24 protein-coding genes are annotated in these 25953 nt (G+C 54.5%); 12 read left to right on the top strand and 12 right to left on the bottom strand.

What is annotated here, in order from left to right; genetic code table 11:
- Positions 1 to 27: 27 nt before the first annotated feature.
- On the bottom strand, positions 28 to 693 hold the full coding sequence (locus tag NYE92_RS12375; RefSeq protein WP_024471140.1) for a LysM-like peptidoglycan-binding domain-containing protein: 666 nt from the start codon (positions 691 to 693) through the stop codon (positions 28 to 30).
- Between the two features lie 220 nt (positions 694 to 913).
- On the opposite strand from NYE92_RS12375, the gene fklB reads away from it, so the two are divergent.
- Entirely contained in the window at positions 914 to 1534 is a 621-nt protein-coding gene (gene fklB / locus NYE92_RS12370; RefSeq protein ID WP_014604905.1) for an FKBP-type peptidyl-prolyl cis-trans isomerase, read from the top strand.
- Positions 1535 to 1570: 36 nt separating this feature from the next.
- Here the strand turns inward: fklB and NYE92_RS12365 are convergent, their stop codons facing one another.
- Entirely contained in the window at positions 1571 to 3511 is a 1941-nt protein-coding gene (locus NYE92_RS12365) for a bifunctional 2',3'-cyclic-nucleotide 2'-phosphodiesterase/3'-nucleotidase (RefSeq protein ID WP_028715850.1), read from the bottom strand.
- Positions 3512 to 3805: 294 nt separating this feature from the next.
- Here NYE92_RS12365 and cysQ point away from each other — a divergent pair, with 294 nt between their 5' ends.
- Complete coding sequence (cysQ, locus tag NYE92_RS12360) at positions 3806 to 4549, top strand: 3'(2'),5'-bisphosphate nucleotidase CysQ (RefSeq protein WP_014604907.1); 744 nt, start codon at positions 3806 to 3808, stop codon at positions 4547 to 4549.
- Positions 4550 to 4586: 37 nt separating this feature from the next.
- Here cysQ and NYE92_RS12355 read toward each other — a convergent pair whose 3' ends face one another.
- Positions 4587 to 5144, bottom strand: a complete 558-nt coding sequence (locus tag NYE92_RS12355; RefSeq protein ID WP_024471139.1) for a YtfJ family protein — start codon at positions 5142 to 5144, stop codon at positions 4587 to 4589.
- A 313-nt stretch (positions 5145 to 5457) separates the two neighbouring features.
- On the opposite strand from NYE92_RS12355, the gene NYE92_RS12350 reads away from it, so the two are divergent.
- Positions 5458 to 5664 carry a DUF1107 domain-containing protein gene (locus NYE92_RS12350; protein WP_003855513.1) on the top strand — a complete coding sequence of 69 codons (207 nt, stop codon included), beginning with the start codon at positions 5458 to 5460 and terminating at the stop codon, positions 5662 to 5664.
- 32 nt (positions 5665 to 5696) lie between these two features.
- Here NYE92_RS12350 and NYE92_RS12345 read toward each other — a convergent pair whose 3' ends face one another.
- A complete protein-coding gene (locus NYE92_RS12345) occupies positions 5697 to 7016 on the bottom strand; it encodes a hemolysin family protein (RefSeq protein ID WP_013027381.1) in 1320 nt (439 codons plus the stop codon).
- Between the two features lie 182 nt (positions 7017 to 7198).
- Complete coding sequence (locus NYE92_RS12340; protein ID WP_181134758.1) at positions 7199 to 7366, bottom strand: hypothetical protein; 168 nt, start codon at positions 7364 to 7366, stop codon at positions 7199 to 7201.
- A 163-nt stretch (positions 7367 to 7529) separates the two neighbouring features.
- Between NYE92_RS12340 and NYE92_RS12335 the strand changes: the two genes are divergently transcribed.
- Genes NYE92_RS12335 through NYE92_RS12325 form a run of 3 tightly spaced genes read left to right on the top strand, consistent with a single transcriptional unit; the run spans position 7530 to position 13368 of the window.
- Positions 7530 to 9245 carry an autotransporter assembly complex family protein gene (locus tag NYE92_RS12335; RefSeq protein ID WP_014594713.1) on the top strand — a complete coding sequence of 572 codons (1716 nt, stop codon included), beginning with the start codon at positions 7530 to 7532 and terminating at the stop codon, positions 9243 to 9245.
- Positions 9242 to 13009 (top strand): translocation/assembly module TamB domain-containing protein, encoded by a 3768-nt coding sequence (locus NYE92_RS12330; protein ID WP_259019043.1) that lies wholly within the window; start codon positions 9242 to 9244, stop codon positions 13007 to 13009. Before NYE92_RS12335 ends, NYE92_RS12330 begins: the two co-directional genes overlap by 4 nt.
- 2 nt (positions 13010 to 13011) lie before the next feature.
- Positions 13012 to 13368 (top strand): gamma-glutamylcyclotransferase, encoded by a 357-nt coding sequence (locus NYE92_RS12325; RefSeq protein WP_013027378.1) that lies wholly within the window; start codon positions 13012 to 13014, stop codon positions 13366 to 13368.
- A 424-nt stretch (positions 13369 to 13792) separates the two neighbouring features.
- On the opposite strand, the gene ppa is transcribed toward NYE92_RS12325, so the two are convergent.
- From ppa to NYE92_RS12310, 3 genes are all read right to left on the bottom strand, one after another.
- Positions 13793 to 14323: an inorganic diphosphatase gene (gene ppa / locus NYE92_RS12320; RefSeq protein WP_013027376.1), complete on the bottom strand. Its 531-nt coding sequence runs from the start codon at positions 14321 to 14323 to the stop codon at positions 13793 to 13795.
- Between the two features lie 100 nt (positions 14324 to 14423).
- Positions 14424 to 14873: a DUF441 domain-containing protein gene (locus tag NYE92_RS12315; protein ID WP_022622414.1), complete on the bottom strand. Its 450-nt coding sequence runs from the start codon at positions 14871 to 14873 to the stop codon at positions 14424 to 14426.
- Positions 14874 to 14933: 60 nt separating this feature from the next.
- Complete coding sequence (locus tag NYE92_RS12310) at positions 14934 to 15344, bottom strand: lysozyme inhibitor LprI family protein (protein WP_259019503.1); 411 nt, start codon at positions 15342 to 15344, stop codon at positions 14934 to 14936.
- Between the two features lie 179 nt (positions 15345 to 15523).
- On the opposite strand from NYE92_RS12310, the gene NYE92_RS12305 reads away from it, so the two are divergent.
- Positions 15524 to 17083, top strand: a complete 1560-nt coding sequence (locus NYE92_RS12305; protein WP_019104898.1) for a methyl-accepting chemotaxis protein — start codon at positions 15524 to 15526, stop codon at positions 17081 to 17083.
- Between the two features lie 34 nt (positions 17084 to 17117).
- On the opposite strand, the gene fbp is transcribed toward NYE92_RS12305, so the two are convergent.
- Positions 17118 to 18125 (bottom strand): class 1 fructose-bisphosphatase, encoded by a 1008-nt coding sequence (gene fbp, locus NYE92_RS12300; protein ID WP_006118345.1) that lies wholly within the window; start codon positions 18123 to 18125, stop codon positions 17118 to 17120.
- 167 nt (positions 18126 to 18292) lie between these two features.
- On the opposite strand from fbp, the gene mpl reads away from it, so the two are divergent.
- A complete protein-coding gene (gene mpl, locus NYE92_RS12295; protein ID WP_259019042.1) occupies positions 18293 to 19648 on the top strand; it encodes a UDP-N-acetylmuramate:L-alanyl-gamma-D-glutamyl-meso-diaminopimelate ligase in 1356 nt (451 codons plus the stop codon).
- Between the two features lie 85 nt (positions 19649 to 19733).
- Here the strand turns inward: mpl and yjgA are convergent, their stop codons facing one another.
- A complete protein-coding gene (gene yjgA, locus NYE92_RS12290; protein ID WP_014594709.1) occupies positions 19734 to 20279 on the bottom strand; it encodes a ribosome biogenesis factor YjgA in 546 nt (181 codons plus the stop codon).
- A 113-nt stretch (positions 20280 to 20392) separates the two neighbouring features.
- Here yjgA and pmbA point away from each other — a divergent pair, with 113 nt between their 5' ends.
- Together pmbA and cybC are read left to right on the top strand one after the other, a co-directional pair.
- Positions 20393 to 21733: a metalloprotease PmbA gene (gene pmbA / locus NYE92_RS12285; protein WP_013027370.1), complete on the top strand. Its 1341-nt coding sequence runs from the start codon at positions 20393 to 20395 to the stop codon at positions 21731 to 21733.
- A gap of 95 nt (positions 21734 to 21828) precedes the next feature.
- Positions 21829 to 22215 (top strand): cytochrome b562, encoded by a 387-nt coding sequence (cybC, locus tag NYE92_RS12280; RefSeq protein ID WP_013027369.1) that lies wholly within the window; start codon positions 21829 to 21831, stop codon positions 22213 to 22215.
- A 36-nt stretch (positions 22216 to 22251) separates the two neighbouring features.
- Here the strand turns inward: cybC and NYE92_RS12275 are convergent, their stop codons facing one another.
- The gene (locus NYE92_RS12275) at positions 22252 to 23049 is read right to left on the bottom strand and encodes a DeoR/GlpR family DNA-binding transcription regulator (RefSeq protein WP_141118340.1); all 798 of its coding nucleotides are present in this window, start codon (positions 23047 to 23049) and stop codon (positions 22252 to 22254) included.
- A gap of 34 nt (positions 23050 to 23083) precedes the next feature.
- Positions 23084 to 23980 carry a sugar kinase gene (locus NYE92_RS12270; RefSeq protein WP_013027367.1) on the bottom strand — a complete coding sequence of 299 codons (897 nt, stop codon included), beginning with the start codon at positions 23978 to 23980 and terminating at the stop codon, positions 23084 to 23086.
- A 165-nt stretch (positions 23981 to 24145) separates the two neighbouring features.
- Here NYE92_RS12270 and yihU point away from each other — a divergent pair, with 165 nt between their 5' ends.
- The gene (yihU, locus tag NYE92_RS12265; protein WP_259019041.1) at positions 24146 to 25042 is read left to right on the top strand and encodes a sulfolactaldehyde 3-reductase; all 897 of its coding nucleotides are present in this window, start codon (positions 24146 to 24148) and stop codon (positions 25040 to 25042) included.
- 23 nt (positions 25043 to 25065) lie between these two features.
- Positions 25066 to 25941, top strand: coding sequence for a sulfofructosephosphate aldolase (gene yihT, locus NYE92_RS12260; protein WP_014604915.1), 876 nt, complete (start codon positions 25066 to 25068; stop codon positions 25939 to 25941).
- Positions 25942 to 25953: the final 12 nt, after the last annotated feature.

Below are 25953 nucleotides of genomic sequence, written 5' to 3'. Positions count from 1 at the left end.
CCGGTGACGTGAGCCACCGGTTATCGCTTATTCTACCCGTAAAAAGCTGCCGTCCGGCTGGCGGGTAAACAGCACCGGGCCGTTCGCGCCATCCAGCGTTAAACCTGTCACGACGCCTTTTGCATCCCGACGGATTTTCACCTGTTGGCCCTCTTTTAATGTGCTGAGCGGCTGATCGTTACCTTCGACGCGCGCCATCGCAAAGACGTCATTCACCGGAAGATTATTGTCGCGGAACAGCTGCGCCAGCGTCTGCCCGGACGCAATCTGGTAGCTATGCCAGTCACCCTGAGAATCGGCCTTTGCCTCTGGCTGAGACGCGGATTGAGCCGGTTTGTTATTGTAGATGTCCGCCTGCATCGGCACCTCTTTTTCTGCCGAAGGCGTCACAGGCCGTTCTACCGGATACTGTGGCGTGCTGGACGGCCAGAGAAAGGCCAGCAGCAGGATGAGTAAAGCGAGCACGATCCCACGACGGTGGAAAGCCGGCAGCGGGTCCATCCAGCGGATATCGTCTGTGAAATGCCAGATTCGATAAAGCCAGTGAGGCAGGCGAGACGAGACGTTTGAAGGCATATCAGGTTCCTCCGCTCCGGCACCTTGCGGCCGCGTTCGTTGCGGCAGCCAGGCCTGTAACCGGGTTAAAATACGCAGTGCGTGCGTCCTGCGGCGACGAGGGGCAATCTGGCCCATATTTTCTCTCTTTCTTATAGTGCCACTGACAAGGAAAAACTTGTCACTTATACAGTATGGGCAATGTGGACGCGAAGTGCCTGCCAGCATTGATAAATTTGACCTGCGTATTGTTTCTCTTTCGCCAGCAAAAGTCATCTGCGGCGCTGTGGATTTTACGCCAGCGGCCTGCGCTGCTATGCTGCCCGTCTTACTATATCCGAGAGTGAAAGGAACGAAGATGACTACCCCTTCTTTCGACAGCGTCGAAGCACAAGCAAGTTACGGTATTGGTTTACAGGTTGGCCAGCAGCTGCTGGAGTCTGGTCTGCAGGGGCTGCAGCCAGAAGCACTGCTCGCGGGCCTGCGCGACGCGCTGGAAGGGAACTCACCCGCGGTGCCTGTTGATGTGGTCCATCGCGCGCTGCGTGAAGTCCATGAGCGTGCGGAAAGCGTGCGTCGTGAGCGCGTGGAAGCGATGGCCGCAGAAGGCCAGGCTTTCCTGCAGGACCATGCCCAGCGCGAAGGCGTCAGCAGCACCGAGTCAGGTTTACAGTTCAGCGTGATGACGCAGGGGGAAGGTCCGATTCCATCGCGCCAGGACCGCGTACGCGTGCATTACACCGGTAAACTGATCGACGGCACCGTCTTTGACAGCTCAGTCGCTCGCGGCGAACCGGCTGAATTCCCGGTTACCGGCGTGATTGCGGGCTGGATCGAAGCGCTGACGCTGATGCCGGTGGGTTCCAAATGGGAACTGGTTATTCCACACAACCTCGCTTACGGCGAGCGCGGTGCGGGTGCGTCCATCCCGCCATTCAGCACCCTGATTTTTGAAGTTGAGCTGCTGGAAATCCTGTAAGGATAAAAGGGCGGCGCGATGCCGCCCTTAGCCCTCTTACTGCTGTAAATTTACCTGCCAGAGAGCAAATCCCGTCTCGTCATTCCCTGTTGCCTTCATTGGATACTGCGCATGCTGTTGAATAAAGTGCGTGGCTTTATCACCGGGCGCGGTTTCAAAGCGAATATCAAGAGGCTGTGCAGCCTTGATCGTCGCCAGCCGCCAGTTATTGTCAGCCTGAGGGCGCACTTCCCCCTGCTTTTTGGTTTCTGCGCTGATATAGGCCGCCAGGATTGAGCGGTTTTCATCCGGTGAGGCAAAAGCAATGTACTTGTCGCCCGTACCCGCGAATTTACCGCTGTAGGCCCGGTAGTTATTGGTCGCCACCAGGAAGGTTGCTTTAGGATCGATGGGTTGCCCCTGCCAGCGAAGATCCTTAACACGTGAGGCATCAGGATGAATCAGTTGGCACTCTTCGTCATAACGGGCCGGCTGTGTCACATCAATCTGGTAACTCACACCGTCGATCACGTCGAAGTTATAGGTGCGGAAATTCCAGTTAATTAACGATTGCGTACGGGTGCTGGTCGGATCGATCTGATTAAACTGGCCTGCGGAGCATTCCAGCCACTCTTTTACCTGCTCGCCGCTCACTTTCATCACCACCAGCGTATTGGGATAGAGATAAAGATCCGCCGCATTTCGGAACGTCAGGTCACCTTTCTCCACTTCCACGTAGCTGGCAGGATCGTTCTTACGTCCACCGGCTTTAAACGGCGCAGCGGCCGACAGCACTGGCAGCGTCGCCAGATCGGGATCGCCCTGAATAAAATGCTCCACGTAGGCGCGCTGAGCGTTATTCACAATCTGAACGGTGGGATCGTCCTGAACCAGCGACAGGTAGCTGTACATCACGTCGGCGGATTTTCCGATGGGCTGAGCGACAAACTCGCGGGTGGCATGGTGATCGTCTTTCAGGACGTTAACCAGTGCCGGATCTTCTGCGGCCAGCGATGTCTTGTTTGCGGTGTCATAGACAGGGCGCGCCTGTGCGGTGCCTTGAGTAACGTGCCAGCGGCCACCTGCGTTGCTCAGCGCCAGATCCACCACGCCAAGATGATCGCCCCACATGCCCGGCATCACCGCAGGAATACCGTTAAGGGTTCCTTTCTCAATATCCGCACCTTTAATCCGTGCAAACTCCTTGCCCGGGAAAACGGCGTGCGCATGGCCAAACATAATGGCATCAATGCCTGCGACCTCGCTGAGGTAATAAACAGAATTTTCAGCCATGGCCTGATAAGGTTCGCTACTCAGACCGGAGTGGGCAAGGGCGATAACAACATCCGCGCCTTTAGCGCGCATCTCTGGGACATAGCGACGTGCGGTTTCTGTGATGTCATCCACCCGCACCTTGTCGTGCAGGTTGGCTTTATCCCACACCATAATTTGCGGCGGGACAAAGCCGATATAGCCCACCTGCAGGGTATGTGTTTTACCCTCACGATCGGTCACGCGGGTCGGTTTAATCAGGTAGGGCGTAAACAGAGGCTTACCGCTTTTCAGATCGATAACGTTCGCATTCACATAGGGGAAGCGCGCGCCAGCCAGCGCTTTTTGCAGGTATGGCAGGCCGTAGTTAAACTCATGGTTGCCCAACGTACCGACGCTGTAATCAAGCGTATTCATGGCTTTATAGACAGGATGGATATCGCCCTGTTTGAGCCCTTTTGCGGCCATATAGTCGCCCAGCGGGCTGCCCTGAATAAGATCGCCATTGTCTACCAAAACGCTGTTGGTGGCTTCCTGACGCGCCGCATGGATTAACGAGGCGGTGCGCACCAGACCATATTTTTCCGTGGGCGTATCTTTGTAGTAGTCGAAGTCCATTATATTGCTGTGCAGATCGGTCGTTTCCAGCACGCGTAAATCCACGGTGGCTCCCTGTGCTGCAACTGAAACGCTCAACGCCAGTAACATCATTCCCGCCTTAAACATGCTCGCTCCCAAAGCTAATAGATCAAGGCTACAAAAATAATGTAAAACTCTGATGAAAGGGCAGATTAAATCGTGATGAAGATAACGTTTTGAGCCAGCCGCACGCTGGGGTCGGGCGAAACGCGTTGCAGGCTTTGTAAAAGGATATCGTTGCCATTTTTTTCTATTATGTTGATATACCTGAAAAATGATTCAGAATGTTTGCCTGAAATCAGAGATGAACGTGAAGCTGCTAGACTGTATTCCAACGGGTATGACAGTTAACGCGTAGCATTCTCATACATGAGGTGGAAAATGTTAGAGCAAATAAGCCAACTGGCGCGTGAAGCAGGCGACGCGATTATGCAGGTCTACAACGGTTCCGTTCCGACAGACGTTTCTCACAAAGCGGATGATTCTCCTGTCACGGCGGCAGACCTGGCCGCTCATGATGTGATTGTGTCGGGCTTAAAACAGCTGACACCGGATATTCCGGTGCTGTCAGAGGAAGATCCGCCCGGCTGGGAGGTTCGCCAGCACTGGCAACGTTACTGGCTGGTTGACCCGCTGGATGGCACCAAAGAATTTATCAAACGTAACGGCGAATTTACCGTGAATATTGCGCTGATTGAGCAGGGCAAACCGGTAATGGGCGTGGTTTATGCCCCCGCGCTGGGCGTGATGTATTCCGCCGCAGAGGGCAAAGCCTGGAAAGAAGAGAACGGCGAGCGACAACAGATTCATGTGCTTGATGCGCGTCCACCGTTAGTGGTGGTGAGCCGTTCGCACAACGACGACGACGAGATGAAAGAGTACCTCAAGCAACTGGGGGAACATCAGACGGTGGCAACCGGGTCATCACTGAAGTTTTGCCTGGTGGCAGAAGGGAAAGCACAGCTCTATCCGCGCTTTGGGCCAACCAATATTTGGGATACCGGAGCGGGTCATGCCGTTGCCGCGGCCGCGGGTGCTCACGTTCACGACTGGCAGGGAAGAACACTGGACTATGCACCGCGTGAATCTTTTCTTAATCCCGGCTTTCGCGTCTCGCTGTTTTAACCCAGTGCGGGAGGCGCAGCCCTCCCGCTTTCCGCCTTCAGTCCTGCAACAGCGATTTTAATAAGCTCATCACCTGCTGCACCTCCTGCTGAGAGAGCGCCCCGTCTTTAACGTATTTAACCTGACCCGTTTTATCCAGTACCACAATAGCCGAGCCGCCCTGCTGTAATTGCCAGGCGTGCTGCACATTGCCATTGCTGTCGACGATAAACTGCGACCAGGGATACTGCTGCTTATTACTGTGAATACTGCTGCGTACGAACATGCTGGTGCCAGGAATGGCATCATCGGTATTAACAATGGTGGTGGTCTGATAGCGGTCGTGAGGCAATTTCGCTGCCTTGATAGCTTCAACCAGCGCCGCGTTCATCTCTTTCGCGGATGAGCGCCCGGCAATATGCTGTACTACGCGGACTTTTCCGCTCAGCTGAGCGCTGTTCCAGTTTTTATAACTGAATTTTTCCTGCTGTAAAATCAGCTCGCCTTTGTCGTTGACGCCCACTGCTGGCACACGTTTGCCCAGCTCAATGTTATGCGCCAGCGCGCTAACGGGAATCAACAACGATAAAGCCAGTGCTGCCAGTGTTGCACGCATCATTATTCTCTCCAGTGATCAGACCAGTTAGTCATTCCACTGTCATATTAAGTAGGGATGATGCGGCTGTCTCAAAAAGCTGTCAGCTTTGCTATCGACAACACAATTCTTTAACCAATGAAGGTTTACACTGAATAGTGAAAAGTAAATAACAGAGTATTCTGTAATGTTGTGTCAGAACGGTAAAAAAATTTATTTCTTATCGTGCGAAGCAAACAGAGTGTTCTATAGTTTATCTCGAATTCGCGCTTCATGGATCCGTACCGAATTTGGCAACGGTGAAGCGTGCTTAAAAATTAAGGAGTTAATCACTATGAAAATCTTCCAGCGCTATAATCCACTACAGATAGCAAAATATGTTAAGACGCTGTTTAAAGGAAGGTTGTACATCAAGGATGTTGGCGCATTCGAGTTTGATAAAGGTAAAGTCCTGATCCCACGGGTCAAAGACAAACAGCACCTGAGCGTGATGTCAGAAATTAACCGCCAGGTCGTTCGTCTCAAGCTAGAGTTCAACTAAATAACAGGGCGCCGTTGGCGCCCTTAGTGTTTCTACTCTTCGGTTTTTGCCACATTCAGCATCGGCGGGCGTTCATCAATCCGCGTCACCAGTAGCTGGTCAATTCGGTAGCTGTCGATATCCACCACTTCGAACTTGTAACCGGCAAACTTCACAAAGTCTGTGCGCTTCGGGATTTTGCGCAGCATATACATCATAAAGCCGCCAATGGTTTCGTAGTTACCTGACTGCGGAAAATCATCAATATCCAGCACGCGCATGACATCATCTATCGGCGTACCGCCTTCCACCAGCCAGGAGTTTTCGTCACGTGCGACGATTTGCTCTTCCATGCCCTGGCCCACCAGGTCGCCCATCAGCGTGGTCATGACGTCGTTGAGTGTAATGATGCCCACCACCAGCGCGTACTCGTTCATGATGACCGCAAAATCGTCACCCGCCGTCTTAAAGCTTTCCAGCGCCTCAGATAACGTCAGCGTATCGGGCACAATAAGCGCCGATCGGATCTGAACCCCGCTGTTCAGCGCCATGCTCTGATTTCCCAGCACGCGCAGCAGGAGCTCTTTAGAGTCGACATAGCCCACAATGTGGTCAATATCGCCATTACAGACCAGGAATTTAGAGTGAGGATGTTGAGCGATTTTGGTTTTCAGGCTGACTTCATCTTCGTGCAGATCGAACCAGACAATGTTTTCGCGTGAGGTCATGGAGGAAGGGACGGTACGCGACTCCAGTTCAAACACGTTCTCAATGAGTTCGTGCTCCTGCTTACGCAGCACACCGGCCAGCGCACCGGCTTCGACAACCGCATAAATATCGTCAGAGGTAATATCGTCTTTACGCACCATCGGCAGTTTAAAAATGCGAAAGAAGACGTTGGCCAGACCGTTGAACAGCCACACCAGCGGGCGCATCACCAGCAAGCAGAAGCGCATGGGATTGATAATGCGCAGGGCGATGGTTTCGGGCGCGATCATACCGACGCGTTTCGGGGTCAGGTCGGCAAACAGAATAAACAGGCTGGTCACGATGGTAAACGAGCAGATAAAGCTAAGCTGTTCGGCAAGTTCATGCGACATAAAGCGGTTAAACAGGCTGGAAAACGCGGGCGAAAACGCCGCATCACCGACGATACCACCGAGGATCGCCACGGCATTCAGGCCGATTTGCACCACGGTAAAGAACATGCCGGGTGTTTCCTGCATTTTCAAAACGCGCTGAGCGTTGATGTTGCCTTCGTCGGCCAGAAGTTTCAGCTTAATCTTGCGGGCGGCGGCCAGCGAGATTTCCGAAAGAGAGAAAAAAGCACTGATTACGATCAGTAGCAGAATGACAAGTAAGCTATCAAGCATATGAGATCCAAAGAGTTATTCACTTGTCATTTTTGGCCTGGGCAGCGTGCGGTTTAGGCGGTCATTCCCTGTGCTGGTGACGCAAGGGGAGCTATCCGTGCCAAAAATGTCTGCGCCTATTTAACACAATGCGTGAGCGTCGGGGCAGAAATGAAGACAGGCGGGATGCCTGTGGTGGGTGATTATAGCAGCAGCGACGATGCCGCCGCCAGAGGGCAATCGGTGGCGTCCTGTGAGGCCATCGGGCAGCCTGTCATCAACCGCCCGGTCAGGCGGACAAACGGCAATCGCGCCTGCGACGTAACAACATCGTTGTAACGTAAGTGGGTTTTGCCGACAATAATGCTCAATTTGACTTATAACTCGTTGTACACTGCCAGTTAGCAAAAAGTGCGGCTATGATGAGTGAGTTGCCGTCGCGATCGTATCGGTAACGAGGATTAACACGCGCCCTGTGGAATGGGGCAGGCATGACAGACAGGAGTACAGGTGCCACGATTTTATGTTTATTGCATGGCGGGTTTACTACTCGTCGCGCCCGCCTTCGGGGCAGCGCCGGTTCGACTACAGCTGGAAGGGCTAACCGGAGAACTGCAAAAAAACGTCAGGGCACGCCTGTCGACTATTGGCAGCGATGAAGTCACCAACGATGGCCGCTTTCGCTCCCGCGTATCCGCGGCAATAAAAGAGGGGCTGCGTGCGCTTGGCTATTATGAGCCGGATATCGACTTCGTATCCCGGCCCGCGCCACCTCAGGGCGGCCGTCCGGTGTTAATCGCCCGCGTCACGCCCGGTCAGCCGGTAAAAATTGCGGGCAGTACGATTATCGTCACCGGCCAGGCTAAAAACGATGCGGACTATAAAAACTGGATCGCGCAGGGGCGCCCCAAAGTCGGAACGGTGCTGAATCACGGGCAGTACGACAAATTCAAAAGCGGCTTCACTAACCTTGCCCTCCGTAACGGCTATTTCGACGGTGAGTTTGAGAAAAGCGAGCTGGGCGTTTCCGTTGCGCGCCACGAAGCCTTTTGGGATCTCGATTACAACAGCGGCCCGCGCTATCGTTTTGGCAATGTCAGCTTTGAAGGTTCGCAGATTCGCGAAGCCTATTTGCAAAATTTAGTCCCTTTTAAAGAGGGCGATTACTACAGCTCGCGCGATCTGGCGGAGCTTAACCGCCGTCTTTCTGCGACCGGCTGGTTCCAGTCAGTTGTGGTTGCGCCTGAGTTTAAGCAGGGACGTAAAACCAAAGTCCTGCCCTTGAATGCGGTGGTATCGCCCCGCGCTAAAAACACCATCGAAGCCGGTGTCGGTTATTCAACCGATGTCGGACCGCGCCTGAAAGGAACGTGGAGAAAGCCCTGGGTTAACGATCGCGGTCACAGCATGGTCGCCAGTGCCTATGTTTCTGCCCCCGAGCAGCAGGTCGATCTCAGTTATAAAGTCCCCTTGCTGAAAAGCCCCCTGGAGCAGTACTACACGTTCTCGGGCGGCCTGAAGCGCACCGACCTCAACGATACCAAGGCGGACACCAGTACGCTGGCGGTATCACGTAACTGGGACAGCAGCAGCGGCTGGCAAAGAGCCCTTAATCTGCGCTGGAGCCTGGACCACTTTACACAGGGTAACGTCACTAACACCACGATGCTGCTCTATCCCGGCGTCAGTCTCAACCGCACCCGTTCGCGCGGGGGCTTAATGCCCACCTGGGGCGACTCGCAGCGTTATTCCGCCGATGTGTCCGATACCACCTGGGGATCGGATGTCGATTTCTTGATCCTGCAGGCGCAAAACGTCTGGATCCGCACACTGGGCGAAAAGAACCGCTTTATCGCGCGCGGCACGGTGGGATGGATTGAAACCAACGACTTCGACAGGGTGCCGCCGGACCTGCGTTTCTTCGCCGGCGGGGATCGCAGCATTCGCGGTTATAAATACAAAAACGTTTCGCCCCGTGACAGTGACGGCAAACTGACCGGGGCCTCGAAAATGGCCACCGGTTCGCTGGAATATCAATACAACGTCAGCGGCAAATGGTGGGGTGCGGTGTTTATTGACTCCGGTGAGGCCGTTAATGACATCAGTCAAAGCAATATCAAAACCGGTGCCGGTATCGGCGTACGCTGGGCATCACCCGTGGGGCCCATTAAGTTTGATATTGCCCGCCCTATTGGGGACAGCGAGGAGCATGGTGTGCAATTTTACGTAGGATTGGGGCCTGAATTATGACGCGCTGGAAAAAGGTCCTGATTGGCTTTTTGATTTTTTTAGTGCTGCTGTTTGCCGGCCTGGCATTTTTGATTGGTACAACGCCGGGATTACATCTGGTGCTGAAGGGCGCTACGCGCTGGGTGCCGGGGCTATCCATCAACAAAGTGGACGGTGGCTGGCGTAATCTTACCCTCAGTGGATTGCGCTATGAGATGCCTGGCGTCAGCGTTAACGCGGGCAATATCCATCTGGCCGTGGATCTTAACTGCCTGCTGCACTCGTCTGTTTGTGTGAACGATCTTACGCTGAAGGATATCAGCGTGGTGGTCGACAGCAAAAAGATGACGCCCTCCACCGCGCCGCCGGAAGAAGAAAGCGGCAAGACAAACCTCAGCACGCCCTATCCGATCGCCCTGCGCCACGTGGGCCTGCACAATATAAACGTGAAAGTGGATGATACCGCTATTTCGCTGGTGGATTTTACCACCGGCCTGCAGTGGCAGGATCGTGCGCTGACGCTCAATCCCACCCATATTCAAAGCCTGCTGATTGCGCTGCCGAAAGCGGCGCAGGTGGCAAAAGAGCAGGTGGTGCAGCCCAAAATACAGCAGCCGAAGCCCGACGAGAAGCCGCTGGGCGAAACCTTACAGGCGATGTTTGCCAAACCGCTGTTGCCTGAACTGCCCGACTTTCAGCTTCCGCTGGACATTGATGTACAGGACATTGTGGGCGAGCAGTTGCGGATTACTGGGGATACCGATATTACGGTGAGCCGATTGCAGGTGAAGGCAAAAACCCTCGACCGGCATATGCAGTTGCAAACGCTGGCGGTGGATTCAAACCTGGGCAAGCTGAACGGCAGCGGTCAGGCGACGCTGGCCGACAACTGGCCCGTTGATTTGGCGCTAAACGGTGACGTGAACGTTGATCCGGTGAAAGGCGAAAAGCTAAATCTGACAGTAAAAGGCGCGATGCGCGACGAGTTGAAACTGGCGCTAACGCTTTCAGGCCCGGTGCGCGCGCAGCTCGATGCCAGCGCCCAGCCCGCCGTTATTGGGCTTCCGCTGGCGCTCAACCTGACCAGTCCGCAGTTACGCTGGCCCCTGACAGGGCCGGTTCAGTATCAGGCCGACGATCTTCACTACCAGTTCAACGGCAAGGCGACTGACTATGTCATGTCGCTCCGTACGTCGGTCAAAGGGGAGTCGGTGCCGCCTGCGACGGTCGCCCTGGAGGGGAAAGGCAACGTTCAGCAGTTCAGTCTGGATAAGCTGCGTGTGGCGGTGTTACAGGGCAACGTTGATCTGACAGCGCTGGTGGACTGGAGCAAAGCGATCAGCTGGCGCAGTGAGTTGACGCTGGACGGCATCAATACCGCACGCCAGTATCCTGACTGGCCGGCAAAGCTGAACGGCAACATTACCACGCGCGGCAGCCTGTATGGCGGCAGCTGGCAGGTCAGCGTACCGCAACTGATGCTAAAAGGTAACGTTAAGCAGAATGTGGTCAGCGCAGAGGGGACCTTAAGGGGCAACAGCTACAACCAATGGGATATCCCCGGCATCAAAATAGCGCTGGGACGCAATCACCTGGAGATAAAAGGCAGTCTGGCAGATAGCCTGAACCTGGATGCCAACGTTGATGCGCCCCGTCTTGATAATGCACTTCCAGGCCTGGGCGGCGTGGTGAAAGGGGATATCAAAGCACGCGGTACGCTGAAAGCGCCACAGTTGCTGGCCGATCTTACCGCCACGGGTTTACGCTGGCAGCAACTGCTTGTCCGCCGCATCACCCTGAAAAGCGACGTGCGCTCCAGCGATCAGATCGCCGGTAAACTTCAATTGCGGGTTGAACAGCTAAAACAGGATGCACTCAACATCAGCCTGCTGACGCTCAATGCCGAGGGTGATGAAAAGCAGCACCAGCTCAAACTCAACGTACAGGGTGAGCCGGTATCAGGACAGCTTGCGCTCAACGGCAGCTTTGACCGTCAGACAGAGACGTGGAAAGGCAGCCTTAATAATACGCGTTTTGACACGCCGGTGGGTGAATGGCGACTGACGCGTGCGATGACCATTGACTATTTTAATCAGAAACAGAGCGCGACGATCGGCCCCCACTGCTGGCAAAACCCCAATGCACAGCTTTGTGTGCCAGAGCCCATTGAAGCCGGCCCCAGTGGTCATGCTCACGTGGTGTTAAACCGCTTCGATCTGGCAATGTTGAAACCCTTCCTGACCGATCAAACGCAGCTGAGCGGCGTGTTCAGCGGTGATGCCCGCGTCAACTGGACGGCGGAGGGTAAACTGCCCGTCGGCACGCTGGCGCTGAAGAGTAACAACGTGAAAGTCGCGCAGGATGTGCAGGGCAATACGCTGCCCATCGCCTTTAACACGATTAACGTTAATGCGGCACTGCGGGACGGACGGGCTCAGCTCGACTGGCTGATTCGCATCGTGAATAACGGTCAACTGGACGGCAATGTGCAGATTACCGATCCGCAGCAGCGCCGTGCGCTGGGCGGCAACGTGAATATCCGCAACATCTCCCTGGCAATGATCAACCCGGCGTTGATGCAGGGCGAAAGCATCAAAGGCAATCTGAACAGTAATCTGCGTCTGGGAGGAACAGCACAGCAGCCGCAGATTTTTGGTCAACTCGGCCTCAAAGATGTGAATGTAAAAGGCAACTTCATGCCGGTGGATCTCACCAGTGCCAGCCTGAATATGGTGTTTAACGGCATGAGTTCGACGCTGAATGGCCTGCTCCAGACCGCACAGGGCAACATTAACCTGAGTGGTGATGCGGACTGGAGTCAGTTGGATAACTGGCGTGCGCGCGTTGCCGCTAAAGGCAGTCGGGTTCGCGTCACCGTGCCGCCCATGGTGCGCATGGACGTTTCCCCGGATGTGGTCTTTGAGGCTACGCCAGCCGCCTTTAACCTTGACGGCCGGGTGGATATCCCATGGGCGCGCATCACGGTACAAGAGGTGCCAGAGAGCGCCGTGGGCGTCTCCTCTGACGAGGTGATGCTGGATAAGAACCTCAAACCGATTGAGCCTAAAACCGCCTCAATACCGATTAACAGTAACCTGACCATTCACGTCGGAAACGACGTACGTCTGTCGGCCTTTGGACTAAAAGCCCGGCTCAATGGCGATCTGAAAATGGTGCAGGATAAATCCGGACTGGGGCTTAATGGACAGATCAACATTCCATCCGGCCGTTTCCATGCCTATGGTCAGGACTTGATCGTACGCAAAGGTGAACTGCAGTTTGCAGGCCCGCCAGACCAGCCTTATCTCAACCTGGAGGCGATTCGTAATCCGGATGCAACAGAGGATGGCGTCACCGCAGGGTTGCGCGTCACGGGGCTGGCAGACGAGCCAAAAGTAGAAGTGTTCTCCGATCCGGCGATGTCACAGCAGGAAGCCCTTTCATACCTGTTACGGGGTCAGGGACTGAAAAGCGACGGTGACGGTAACGCACTAACTTCGGCGTTAGTCGGCTTAGGGGTTGCACAAAGTGGGCAGGTTGTGGGTAAAATCGGCGAGACGTTCGGTGTAAGTAACCTTGCTCTCGACACCACCGGCGTTGGCGACAGTCAACAGGTGCAGGTCAGCGGCTATGTACTGCCGGGTCTACAAGTAAAATACGGAGTGGGCATTTTTGATTCACTGGCAACGTTAACCTTGCGTTACCGCCTGATGCCCAAACTCTATTTGGAAGCCGTGTCCGGTGTGGATCAGGCTCTTGATTTGCTTTATCAGTTTGAGTTTTAGCAATGCGAATAATTGTCTATGGCAGTTTACGGCGCAAACAGGGAAACAGTCACTGGATGACACACGCGCAATGGTTGGGTGACCATCAGATTGAGGGCTATGAGCTTTACAGTCTGGGTCACTATCCCGGCGTGATTACTGGCGAAGGAACGGTATATTGCGAAGTATACCGAATTGATGCCTCCATCCTCGCCGAGTTAGATGCGCTTCGCACCAAAGGCGGAGAATACAAACGTTTTCTGATTCAGACGCCGTTTGGGAGCGCGTGGCTTTATGTTTATCAACGTTCAGTTTCAGGACGTCAGCGCATTATGAGCGGCGACTGGCTGAAACGTGAAGAGGAGCAGGAAAGCGATTAATTCGTTGGACTCACCAGCCAGTTAAGCTGAATGCCATTCAGATAAAAGGGTTCATGATCTTGATGAACCCTTTTATTCCTGTTTTCAGGCGACTCTCCAGCCTGCCTCATTATCGTGTCTTCTCAGGGTTCCCATACAGGACGATATTACGGTAAGCCATGAGGATGTGGTCATGTCGATGTGCCATGGAGAACGCATTGCGCATAATCAGGACTATGACCTGTATAAGTATCGCGATCGTTTAACCGTCGATTTCACATTAAAGGGATGCCAGCACTAACAGGCGGCCAGCCCGCAACGAAGCAACTGAATAACGACAAAAAAATACAGGCCCGTAGCAGGGCCTGTATGTATGACAAAGGAAAACGTCGTTTGCCTTTTGTCCTGTGCTGAAAAGCGGTAGGGCGTTTCAGCGCAAGGGGATTTATTTCTTCGCCGCACGCTCGAAAGAAGAGATGATCTCAGCTTTCGCTGCTTCAGCGTTATCCCAGCCGTCAACCTTAACCCATTTGCCTTTTTCCAGATCTTTGTAGTGCTCAAAGAAATGGGTGATCTGCGCACGCAGCAGCTCTGGCAGGTCGTTCACATCTTTAATGTGATCGTATTCTTTGGTGAGCTTGGTATGCGGAACGGCAACCAGCTTGGCATCTTCACCTGACTCGTCGGTCATTTTTAATACGCCAACCGGGCGGCAACGGATCACTGAGCCTGGCTCCAATGGGTACTGGGTAGGGACCAGCACGTCTACCGGATCGCCATCCAGTGACAGGGTATGGTTGATGTAACCATAGTTGCACGGATAGAACATCGCAGTGGACATGAAGCGATCTACAAACAGGGCTCCAGAATCTTTATCAACTTCATATTTGATCGGATCGGCATTGGCCGGGATCTCAATAATTACGTAGATATCTTCTGGCAGGTCTTTACCTGCTGGCACCTGGTTCAAACTCATCGGGAATTCCTTCAGTCGTCGTGTGTTGAGTGTTGGCTATTATAGCCAACTGACTGTGAAAGTACGCCCCCTTTTTGGCGTTTCGGAATGCTCCTCGACGCTATTTGGCCGTGATGAACAGGGAAACAATGCCCGCAGCAATCAATGGCCCTACCGGGACGCCGCGGAAAAACGCCACACCAATCACCGTGCCCATCAACAACCCGCCAATGACCGAAGGTTGCACGCTCATATAGCTGACGCCACGGCCGCCCAGCCAGGCGACAAAAATACCCACCAGCACCGCCACAATGGATTGCCAACTGGCAAAGGACTTGATCAGGGAGGAGGCGGGCAACGAACCGCTGGCGAGCGGGGCCATGACCGCCACCGTAAGGATGATAATGCCTATCGTAATGCCCTGTTTTTCCACGTAAGGGAAGAACTGCGCCAACGGGGTCAGTTTGATGGCCAGCAGAATCAATATAGAAAGGGTTACGGCGGTGTTGTGGACAAAATAGCTCAGTATGGCAAGGCCGATTAATATCAGCGTAGAGGCATAAGCAGCCATGATTTTTCCCTGCAGGTAAAAGACAACATTGGCAAAAAGCCAACAACGGACTGACATTAATCAACAATCGTCGGGGTTAGCGCAACTGCCATTGGCCAAAGATTGCAGTTGTAACGTTTGATTGCGTACCAGGGCTGTACTCTGCGCCGCCAGCGCAACGGGGCCAAGGGTGCCCTGCGTATTCAGTTGGCTGCGGCTCGCCGCTAACCATGCCTCACGGTATTTCATCCATGCGCGCTGTGCGGCACGCAGTTTTTCTCTGGGCTGTCCGCTTAATTTTTTCATCAATGCATTGTACTGCGTGTTCATTTCCTTATCCCATTCCTGGGTCGCCGCATCCTGGCATTGCATCAAGGCCAACGTGGTATTAGCTTGATTAAGGCATTGATTTAATGTGACATCAATAGTGGACTGCTCCGCAACTGCTGCGTTGCAGCTTAAGAGTAACAGCAACACCCATCCTCTTTTCATGGATTTCCCCTTTTGTTTTTTTAACACAATACCTTCAGATTCATTAACAGATTAGCGGTAATGAATGGGTTAATCATTCACTGGCGTTAAAGTTTACGAATCGCAGTGCCGATACTTTCTCCGTTTAAGGGTTGTCGAAATTTTTTTCGCCTTTTACTACTCATACGGAAACGATCAAGATGAAACAGTTATCACTACGCACGGGGTTGCTGGCGTTGCTGGCATTCATGACACTGCTGCTGTTGGCGGTGAGTGTGATGGGCATTGTGGCCATTAATAAAGGTAACCGTTCTTTGGATGTGATCAACCGCATTCAGGGAATCGAGTTAAACAGCTTGTATCAAAGTAATGCCGATTTAATGCGCGCACGGGCCAGTGCTGCGCTGGCGGTGCGTAAAATTGAGATTGGTTTACTGGATGAGGGCGCGCAGGTCACCAAAACGGCGCAGGCTGATGTCGCGGCATCGCAGCAGAATCTTAAGCGATTTGTCGATGCCGGTACCGTGACCGCTGAAGGGAAAATTATGGCCGATGCCATCGCATCCAGCTATAAGGACTACCTCGATCAGGGCATCCTGCCAATGATGAAGGCGCTGGATAAACAGTACAACGATGAATACTACCAGCTGCTGGAGGGCAAGCTGGAGCCGCTTTCGGCGAAATACAGCAAAGCGGTAGAAACCTTCGGTAAAAAAGCCGATGAGATTACCCAGGCGCAATTAGTTGAAGCCCAGCGCAATGAAATCATGATGAAAGTGCTGATAGCCGTGGCCGTCGGACTCTCGTTGTTGCTGCTGGTGCTGGCCTGGATGCTGTTGCGCCGCATGCTGCTGATTCCGCTAAACAACGCGATCATCCATCTTGAGCAGATTGCGGCGGGCGATTTGTCCCAGACGTTGCCGCTGGCGGGCAATAATGAGCTGGGGCGCCTGAACAATGCGCTGGCGGGCATGCAGCATGCGTTGCGCGAATCGGTTAATCAGGTGCGCGAAGCCGGCCTGAAAATTGACATCGGTAGCCGTGAACTGGCCGCCGGCAATGTCCATCTTTCCCAACGTACCGAAGAGTCAGCGGCATCGCTGGAGCAAACGGCGGCCAGCATGGAGCAGCTAACCGCAACGGTCCGTCTTAACGCCAGCAATGCCCAGCAGGCCCATCAGCTGGCTAACGCCGTGTCTGACAGTGCCGATCGCGGCGCAGAGGTGGTGAATTATGTTATGGAAAAAATGCATGAAATCACCGACAGCGCTAACCGTATCGGCGATATCCTGAGCGTCATTGACGGCATTGCTTTCCAGACCAATATCCTGGCACTGAACGCGGCGGTGGAAGCGGCACGGGCCGGAGAGCAGGGGCGCGGATTTGCCGTGGTCGCCAATGAGGTTCGTACGCTGGCACAGCGCAGTGCCAGTGCGGCGAAAGAGATCCGTACGCTGATCGGTGATTCACAAACGCGCGTCAAAGAGGGCAGTGAAATGGCGACGCGTGCGGGCGAAACAATGGATGAGATTGCCGCTGAAGTTATGCGGGTTACGGCCCTGATGAAAGAGATTTCCATGGCGTCAGAAGAGCAGAGCCGGGGAATCGATCAGGTGAATCACGCGGTCACGCAGATGGATGAAGCGGCGCAGCAGAACGCGGCGCTGGTAGAACAGGCAACGGCGGCGACCCATTCACTGGAGTCGCAATCCGAGCAGCTCCAGGCGGCGATGGCGCAGTTCAGGCTGCAGCAGTCGTAACGCAAAAAGGGCGCGTCACGCGCGCCCTTGATGTTTAGCCCTGACGGCACTCGGGGAATTCAGCCAGGAAACGCTCTACGTCGTCAACCATGGCGGTGTTACCGCAGTAGAACGGACAGCGTTGGTGCAGCGTGACCGGGGGAATATCCAGGATACGGTTCTGACCGTCGCTGGCTTTACCGCCGGCCTGCTCCGCCAGGAAAGCCATAGGGTTGCACTCATACAGCAGGCGCAGCTTGCCTTTTGGATGGCTGGCGGTGCTGGGATAAAGATAAATGCCGCCCTTCAGCAGGTTACGGTGAAAATCCGCGACCAGAGAGCCGATATAGCGTGATGTGTAAGGACGGTGCGTCGCCACATCCTCTTCCTGACAGAATTTCAGGTACTTTTTCACGCCCTGTGGGAAACGAATGTAGTTACCTTCGTTAATGGAATAGGTGTAACCCACTTCTGGATAGGTCATGCGTTCATGGCTGAGGCAGAACACGCCCAGGGACGGATCGTAGGTAAACGCATGGACGCCACAACCGGTGGTGTACACCATCATGGTGGATGAGCCATAAACGACGTAACCGGCGGCAACCTGTTTGTTGCCTGGCTGCATGAAGTCGGCTTCGACAACTGGCGTACCCGGCTCGCTGACGCGGCGATAGATGGAGAAAATGGTGCCGACGGAGACGTTAACATCGATGTTCGACGAACCGTCGAGCGGGTCCATCAATACGACGTATTTTCCGTTTTCCTCGCCTTCAAAGATAACAAACTCATCTTCTTCTTCAGAAGCGATACCGGCAACAATGCCGCGTGCTTTCAGTGCGGCTTTGAGTTTTTCGTTGGCGAACAGATCCAGTTTCATCTGCTGTTCACCCTGAACATTCTCAACGCCGCTGGCACCAAGAATATCGACTAAGCCGGCTTTGTTGATATCACGGTGAATAATTTTAGCACCCAGCTTAATGGCTGAGATAAGTGCCGTCAGTTCACCTGTGGCGTGCGGAAAGTCGTGTTGCTTCTCGACGATAAATTCGCCCAACGTTTTCATAACACATTCCCTGAATCATCGATGGAGTGGCAGCGGCATACTTAACTGCCCGTGGATGCGTACGCAGTTTAGCCGATTGAACTTTAAAAACCATAGTCCTAATCCGTTTCTTCCGTGTGCAAGCGAGGTTACACTGTGCGCCGAACTTTTGAGTTATGGACCTCGTTATGCGCATTCACATCCTCGGGATATGTGGCACTTTTATGGGCGGACTGGCTATGCTGGCCCGCTCCCTTGGTCATCAGGTGACAGGCTCTGACGCCAATGTCTATCCACCGATGAGCACGTTGCTTGAGCAGCAAGGCATTGAATTAACAGAGGGTTACGATGCGAGCCAGCTTGAGCCCGTACCGGACCTGGTCATTATTGGCAACGCCATGACGCGCGGTAACCCCTGCGTGGAAGCGGTACTGGAACGCAACATTCCTTACCTCTCTGGCCCCCAATGGCTGCACGATTTTGTGCTGCGCGATCGCTGGGTGCTGGCCGTGGCGGGCACGCACGGTAAAACCACCACAGCAGGCATGGCAGCGTGGATTCTGAAAGCCTGCGGCCTTGAACCTGGCTTTATTATTGGTGGCGTACCCGGTAACTTCGATGTTTCTGCAAAATTAGGAAAAAGCCCATTCTTTGTCATTGAGGCTGATGAATACGACTGCGCGTTTTTCGACAAGCGCTCGAAATTCGTCCATTACTGCCCACGTACGCTGATTCTGAATAATCTTGAATTCGATCATGCCGATATTTTTGACGATCTGCGGGCCATCCAGAAACAGTTTCATCATCTGGTACGCATTGTGCCGGGTCAGGGCAAGATCCTGCTGCCAGAGCACGATCATAACCTGAAGCAGGTGATGGCAATGGGCTGCTGGAGCGAACAGGAGCATGTGGGCGACGGCGGTCACTGGCAGGCGAAGAAGCTGACGCCGGATGCCTCCCGCTGGGAAGTGCTGCTGGCGGGTGAAAAAGTGGGCGAGGTGAACTGGGGACTGGTAGGCGAGCACAACATGCACAATGGCCTGATGGCGATTGCGGCAGCGCGCCATGTCGGCGTAAAACCTGAGGACGCAAGCCAGGCGCTGGACAGCTTTATTAATGCCCGCCGCCGTCTTGAGCTGCGCGGTGAGGTCAACGGCATCAAGATCTATGATGATTTTGCCCACCACCCGACGGCGATTCTGGCCACGCTGAGCGCACTGCGCAGTAAAGTGGGCGGCACCGCGCGCATTCTGGCGGTGCTGGAGCCGCGTTCAAACACCATGAAAATGGGCGTGAATAAAAATGAGCTGGCGCCGTCGCTGGCGCGCGCAGACGAAGTGTTCCTGTTCCAGCCGAGCCATATTCCGTGGCAGGTCGCGGACGTCGCAGAAGCCTGCATGCAGCCCGCTCACTGCAGCGCGGATATCGATACGCTGGTAGAGACGATCGCGAAAACGGCCCAGCCGGGCGATTCCATCCTGGTCATGAGTAACGGGGGCTTTGGTGGGATTCATCAGAAGCTGCTGGATCGTCTGGCGCGCTGATCACTAGCGGACCCGTTCCTCTCCCTCAGACGGGAGAAGAAAACCCTGCGGCTGGGCGCTGCTCAGCCGCAAATCAGCGGAAAGGTCAGACGGTTTCGGCTAACTCACGCAGATACTGAAAAATCTGACGGGCAGATTTTGGCGGTTTGTTACCGGCTTTTTCCTTCTGCGCATTACGGATCATGCTACGCAGCTGCTGGCGATCGGCCTGCGGATAAAGGGCGATCACGTCCGCCATCGCCTCATCACCCTCATCAATCAGACGATCGCGCAGCATTTCCAGTTTATGGAACAGGGCGACCTGCTGGTTGTGACGGTTCTTGAGTTTGTCGAGTGCGATGCGGATCGGCTCAACATCCATACTGCGCAACAGTTTACCGATAAGCTGTAACTGACGGCGGCGACCTTCTTTCTTGATGCGCTGTGCCAGTTCAATCTCGTTACGTAGACGCTCGTCCAGCGGAATTTTATCCAGAGAGTTTTTACCCAGATCGACCAGCTCGGCACCCAGGCGTTTCAGCTCTTCAGCATCACGTTTTATTTCGCTCTTACTAACCCAAATAATCTCTTCATCTTCTTCTTCGTGATTATCGGGTACATCGTCGAGCCACTCATCAGGCTGCTTAGTCATATCTGGCTCCAAAAAAAAGAGGCTAATCCTACCAGTTTATCGGGTGACTGCGAAATTGTTCTCTGACTCTGATAGACTCAAATTATTCAACCATAAGATTAGACGGCAGGTCGATGAACGTATCAACTCAAGTTGCAGAACAGCGAACAGCACTGGAACAGGCAATTGCGCAGGCGCTTGAACTGGCAAAAGCAAGTACGGATGGCGCGGAAGTCGCGGTGAGCAAGACGACCGGTATTGGTGTGAGTACCCGCTACGGCGAGGTAGAAAACGTTGAGTTCAACAGCGACGGCGCACTGGGTATTACCGTTTATCATCAAAACCGTAAAGGCAGTGCTTCATCGACCGATCTCAGCCCGGACGCGATTAAACGGACTGTGCAGGCGGCGATCGATATTGCACGCTATACGTCACCCGATCCTTTTGCCGGACCGGCGGATGCAGAATTACTGGCTTATGAGGCTCCGGATCTCGATCTTTACCATCCGTGGGAGATCGATGCCGATCACGCCATCAAACTGGCGGCCCAGGCAGAACAGGCGGCGCTGCAGGCGGACAAACGCATCACCAACACCGAAGGCGGCAGCTTTAACAGCCACATCGGGATTAAAGTCTTCGGCAACAGCCACGGCATGTTACAGAGCTACTGCTCCAGCCGCCACTCGCTTTCCAGCTGCGTGATTGCTGAGCAGGACGGCAATATGGAGCGTGACTATGCTTACACCATCGGCCGGGCAATCGACGATTTAAAAAGCCCGGACTGGGTCGGCGCAGAATGCGCGCGCCGTACGCTGTCGCGTCTTGCGCCACGCAAGCTCGACACCATGAAAGCGCCGGTGATCTTTGCCCCCGAAGTGGCAACGGGTCTGTTCGGTCACCTGGTGGGCGCCATCAGCGGTAGCAGCGTATATCGGAAATCCACCTTCTTGCTGGATGCCATGGGCAAACAGATTTTGCCTGAGTGGCTGACCATTCAGGAGCAGCCGCACTTGTTGAAAGGTTTAGCGTCAACGCCGTTTGACAGCGAAGGCGTTCGCACCCAGGCTCGCGACATTATCAAAGATGGCGTGCTGCAAACCTGGCTGATGACCAGCTATTCGGCGCGCAAGCTGGGCCTGACCAGCACCGGCCACGCGGGCGGTATCCACAACTGGCGCATCGCCGGTCAGGGGCACAGCTTCGACGCTATGCTGAAGCAGATGGGCACCGGCCTGGTGGTGACAGAACTGATGGGGCAGGGCGTCAGTGCGATCACGGGCGACTACTCACGTGGCGCAGCCGGTTTCTGGGTAGAAAACGGTGAAATCCAGTATCCGGTAAGCGAAATTACTATCGCCGGTAACTTAGGCGACATGTGGCGGAACATTGTCACCGTGGGCGATGACATTGAAACCCGTAGCAATATTCAGTGCGGTTCGGTCTTACTCCCCGAAATGTATATTGCCGGACAGTAAAATCTCTTTTAAGTTGTTTATGCGATAGCAAGCGGAGGGCATCGACCCTCCGTTTTTTTATAAAAAGCATTCCCACAATAAAAAGGAAGCTGAGCATGCGTAAAGAGCTTATGTCGTTGTTAGCTGTAGCCGTGTTATCCGTGAGCGTGACCGCCGGTGCTGCCTCTCTTGAGCACGATATGAAAGATATGTCGGGTATCTATAAGTCACTGGACGGGGCGAAAAGCGCCGACCAGTTGCACAAGATGTTAAGTGATTTGCGTGCTAAAGCAGAGGATGCCAAAAAAGGCACGCCGGACAAGCTGGAAGGCAAAGCCCCGGACAGCCCGGAAATGAAAGACTTTCACAAAGGTATGGATGACCTGATCGCCCAGATTGATAAAGCGGATGCGCTGGCTAAGCAGGGTAAACTGGATGAAGCCAAAGCAGAAGCGCAAAAGCTGGCGGCTATCCGTAACGAAAACCACAAGAAGTTCCGCTAATTTTACCGATAACCCCGGCTTGCCGGGGTTAATTGCTCAGGGCTCTTCATCGCCGCCTGGCGTCGCCTGAATGATTTCCACCTGATGTGCTTTAAGTACGTTCTGCAACGCCGTTGCCGGCAACCGATCTGTAAACAGGGCGGTCGCCTGGGTAACGCTGCCCATTTCTACCGCTGCCGATGCCTGAAACTTGGTGTGGTCTGCCGCTAACAAAATATGACGCGCATGCGCCATCATGGTTTGCGCCACGGCGGCCTCGTTAACATCAAATTCCAGTAGCGCCCCATCGCTCTCAATGGCGCCCATGCTGGTAACCAGATAATCTGCCCGAAAACCGGCCACAAACGCGGACGTGACCGGGCCAATAATGCCACCGTTGTGGGGACGCAGCGTGCCGCCGGGCACCATCACTTCAAACTGTGGGCATTTGTACAGAATATGGGCGACACGAAGGCTGTTGGTGATAACGCGCAGATGTTTATGATTTGCCAGCGCCCGGGCGACGTGTTCAACCGTAGTGCCAATAGTGATAAATACCGTTGATCCATCGGGAATATAGTCCGCAATGGCTTCCGCAATCGCACGTTTTTCTTCAGTCTGTGAGACTTCGCGCTGTTCAAAAGCGGTATTCACTACGCTGGATGCACGGCCCGCACCACCATGATGACGCGTGATTAATCCCTGATCGCTGAGTTTACGAATATCGCGCCTGACCGTTTGTGTGGAAACGTCGAGCAGCAAGGCGAGTTCATCAATATTCATGTAGCCACGTTCAGCGATCAGCCTGAGCAAACGATCGTGGCGAGGATTACCGGTTACGTCCGAGAGGATCATGGATTGTTCTCTGAATACCACCATGGCACACAGTTTATACATTTACCGACATAAAAGAACAGGTTTGATCATAATCAGGGATCCCGTCTCGCCCGCCCGGTCGCGTACATTTTAGCGCCGCGACCGCACTGGCAAAGCGCACGGCCTCTGTGACAGAGCCCTTCTGCGCCAGTTTCACGGCCAGCCCCCCGTGGAAGACGTCGCCCGCGCCGGTGGTATCGACGACCTGTACCTCAAAGGCGGGCTGATGCTGGAGCGTGCCGGCGTCCAGCCAGACGCAGCCCTGAGCGCCCTGGGTAACATAGACATGACCATTTGTGAGCATTTGTGCTTTTTTTAACGCCGCCGTTTCCCCCTCCAGCCCGGTTAAGCGCTGTAAACCCGGCGCTGAAAATGCCGCATGATCGCTTAACGCCACCAGCTCCCCAATGTCCTGCGGGGTCACATCCCCATCCAGAATGGTGGGAACGCCCTGTTGGCGGGCCAGGGTAAACGCGCACTTGGCACCCTGGTGCCAGCGAACATCTGCCAGCACCGCATCCCATTGTGAGAAGTCGATCTCTGTTAGCCAGTCTGCGCATTCTGCTAAGTCCGGGCTAGGGTAGTTGGCAATCATCCGTTCCCCCTCGGCATCCACCAGAATCGCGGATTGTGAAGAGCGGGCGGCCTCAAAAACCTTAGTATATCGGGTCTTTACGCCGTACTCATTTAACTCAGACAGCAGTCTCTTCCCTGTGTCATCGTCACCAACCCGACCAATAAAATCCACCTCTGCACCCAGTTTAGCTGCGGCAACGGCCGCTGTAGCAGCCGGACCACCGCCGACTTCCCGATAGTTGTTTGCCACATATTTTCCGCTCTGAGACGGCAAGGTATCCAGATACCAAATGCGATCTAATACGGTGATCCCTACACAAGCAATACGCGTCATAACGCTTCCTCACATTTTGTTGGTGTTGTCATTTTAATTTCATCAAATGTTTTAAAAGTGACACCTGTCAATTTTTTGACCATAAATTACAAATATGATCTAAAACAGACAGTAAAAGTCGTCTTTAATGACAAAATATGACAATAACGGGGTTGGGAGAGCGGTATGTCGGTAATTGCGTTTATTGGATTGGGACAAATGGGCGCGCCGATGGCGAGCAATCTGCTGAAGCAGGGCCATCAGCTCAACGTCTTTGATGTGGATCCTCAGGCCGTCGCGCGTCTGGTTGATAAGGGCGCCCGGGCGAGCGTTTCTGCTGCGGAGGCGGCAACCGGGGCCGAGTTTGTTATCACCATGCTGCCCAACGGCGAGTTAGTGCGTTCCGTACTGCTTGGCGACAAAGGTGTGTGTAGCACGCTGGCATCCACTGCGCTGGTGATTGATATGTCCACGATCCATCCGCTGCAAACCGATCGGCTGATCGGTGAGATGGCCGCTCGCGGTTTCAGCATGATGGACGTGCCCGTCGGCCGCACGTCAGACCATGCGATAGCCGGTTCACTGCTGCTACTGGCAGGCGGCACGCCGCAACAGGTTGCACGAGCAAAACCCGTGCTTAGGGCGATGGGCAATGAGCTGGTCGTGGCAGGCGGCCCCGGTATGGGGATTCGCGTCAAGCTGATCAACAACTACATGAGCATCGCCCTGAATGCCCTCTCGGCGGAAGCGGCGGTGCTGTGTGAAGGTCTGGGGCTGTCGTTTGACGTGGCGTTGCAGGTGATGAACGGCACGCCTGCGGGCAAAGGGCATTTCACCACGACCTGGCCTGACAAGGTACTGAAAGGGGATCGCTCACCGGCCTTCATGATCGATCTGGCGCATAAGGACCTGGGGATTGCGCTGGATGTTGCCAACCAGCTGCATGTACCGATGCCGCTCGGGGCTGCCTCACGTGAAGTTTACAACCAGGCCCGCGCTGCCGGACGCGGACGCGAGGACTGGACCGCCATCCTTGAACATGTTCGCGCCAGCGCGGGCCTCATTTCTCCCCACACAGTGTGACGCTTAATTCAGAGGAAAGAAGCATGACTCATTACACCCTTAAAGACATCACCCGACCTTCAGGTGGTTTCGCCATGCTCGCAGTCGATCAGCGTGAGGCCATGCGTTTGATGTTCGCGGCCGCTGGCGCGTCACTACCCGTCAGCGATCGCGTGCTGACCGAGTTTAAAGTCAATGCCGCCAGCGTGTTATCGCCCTATGCCTCGGCGATCCTGATTGATCAACAGTTTTGTTTCCCGCACATCGTCGAACGGCAAGCGGTTGCCCCCGGCTGCGGCCTTATCGTCGCGGCGGATGAATTCATTCCGGGCAATGGCATTCCGGTGGACAGCGTGGCGATCGATAACAACGTCGATCCGGTGGCGATGAAGCGTGACGGCGCGAAGGCGCTGAAGCTGCTGGTGCTGTGGCGCAGCGATGAAGATCCGCAGCAACGTCTCGACATAGTTAAGGCCTTCAACACCCGCTGCCACCGCCATGGCCTGCTCAGCATTATCGAACCGGTAGTCAGGCCACCGCGCCGTGGCGATCGCTTTGATCGCGAGCAGGCGATCCTGGACGCGGCCACAGAATTGGGCAACAGCGGCGCGGATCTCTACAAGGTGGAAATGCCCCTGTACGGCAAAGGTACACAGTCGGATCTGCTGGCGGCCGCGCAAAAGCTCAACGATCGGATCGCGATGCCGTGGGTCATTCTCTCGTCCGGCATTGATGAAAAATTATTCCCGCGCGCCGTGCGGGTGGCGATGCAGGCGGGCGCATCGGGCTTCCTGGCCGGGCGAGCCGTCTGGTCTTCCGTCATTGGCTTACCGGATACCGACCTGATGTTGCGGGATGTCTCCGTCCCCAGGCTGCAACGGCTGGGTGAGATCGTAGATGAAATGATGGCTAAACGCTAAGAGGGCAACGCA

The sequence above is a fragment of the Pantoea sp. B566 genome (assembly GCF_024793925.1).
Lineage (GTDB): Bacteria > Pseudomonadota > Gammaproteobacteria > Enterobacterales > Enterobacteriaceae > Pantoea > Pantoea ananatis.
Note: the sequence above shows the minus strand (reverse complement) of the source record. Positions and strands in the feature narration are given on the sequence as shown.

Coding starts and splice junctions, on each gene's coding strand:
- yihU (WP_259019041.1), top strand. CDS start 24,146: ATGTCGGTAATTGCGTTTATTGGATTGGGACAAATGGGCGCGCCGATG.
- NYE92_RS12350 (WP_003855513.1), top strand. CDS start 5,458: ATGAAAATCTTCCAGCGCTATAATCCACTACAGATAGCAAAATATGTT.
- NYE92_RS12315 (WP_022622414.1), bottom strand. CDS start 14,873: ATGGCTGCTTATGCCTCTACGCTGATATTAATCGGCCTTGCCATACTG.
- NYE92_RS12335 (WP_014594713.1), top strand. CDS start 7,530: ATGGCGGGTTTACTACTCGTCGCGCCCGCCTTCGGGGCAGCGCCGGTT.
- NYE92_RS12325 (WP_013027378.1), top strand. CDS start 13,012: ATGCGAATAATTGTCTATGGCAGTTTACGGCGCAAACAGGGAAACAGT.
- NYE92_RS12305 (WP_019104898.1), top strand. CDS start 15,524: ATGAAACAGTTATCACTACGCACGGGGTTGCTGGCGTTGCTGGCATTC.
- cybC (WP_013027369.1), top strand. CDS start 21,829: ATGCGTAAAGAGCTTATGTCGTTGTTAGCTGTAGCCGTGTTATCCGTG.
- NYE92_RS12365 (WP_028715850.1), bottom strand. CDS start 3,511: ATGTTTAAGGCGGGAATGATGTTACTGGCGTTGAGCGTTTCAGTTGCA.
- fklB (WP_014604905.1), top strand. CDS start 914: ATGACTACCCCTTCTTTCGACAGCGTCGAAGCACAAGCAAGTTACGGT.
- fbp (WP_006118345.1), bottom strand. CDS start 18,125: ATGAAAACGTTGGGCGAATTTATCGTCGAGAAGCAACACGACTTTCCG.
- NYE92_RS12375 (WP_024471140.1), bottom strand. CDS start 693: ATGGGCCAGATTGCCCCTCGTCGCCGCAGGACGCACGCACTGCGTATT.
- NYE92_RS12270 (WP_013027367.1), bottom strand. CDS start 23,980: ATGACGCGTATTGCTTGTGTAGGGATCACCGTATTAGATCGCATTTGG.
- NYE92_RS12310 (WP_259019503.1), bottom strand. CDS start 15,344: ATGAAAAGAGGATGGGTGTTGCTGTTACTCTTAAGCTGCAACGCAGCA.
- NYE92_RS12345 (WP_013027381.1), bottom strand. CDS start 7,016: ATGCTTGATAGCTTACTTGTCATTCTGCTACTGATCGTAATCAGTGCT.
- cysQ (WP_014604907.1), top strand. CDS start 3,806: ATGTTAGAGCAAATAAGCCAACTGGCGCGTGAAGCAGGCGACGCGATT.
- NYE92_RS12275 (WP_141118340.1), bottom strand. CDS start 23,049: ATGATCCTCTCGGACGTAACCGGTAATCCTCGCCACGATCGTTTGCTC.
- ppa (WP_013027376.1), bottom strand. CDS start 14,323: ATGAGTTTGAACCAGGTGCCAGCAGGTAAAGACCTGCCAGAAGATATC.
- yihT (WP_014604915.1), top strand. CDS start 25,066: ATGACTCATTACACCCTTAAAGACATCACCCGACCTTCAGGTGGTTTC.
- mpl (WP_259019042.1), top strand. CDS start 18,293: ATGCGCATTCACATCCTCGGGATATGTGGCACTTTTATGGGCGGACTG.
- pmbA (WP_013027370.1), top strand. CDS start 20,393: ATGAACGTATCAACTCAAGTTGCAGAACAGCGAACAGCACTGGAACAG.
- NYE92_RS12330 (WP_259019043.1), top strand. CDS start 9,242: ATGACGCGCTGGAAAAAGGTCCTGATTGGCTTTTTGATTTTTTTAGTG.
- NYE92_RS12355 (WP_024471139.1), bottom strand. CDS start 5,144: ATGCGTGCAACACTGGCAGCACTGGCTTTATCGTTGTTGATTCCCGTT.
- yjgA (WP_014594709.1), bottom strand. CDS start 20,279: ATGACTAAGCAGCCTGATGAGTGGCTCGACGATGTACCCGATAATCAC.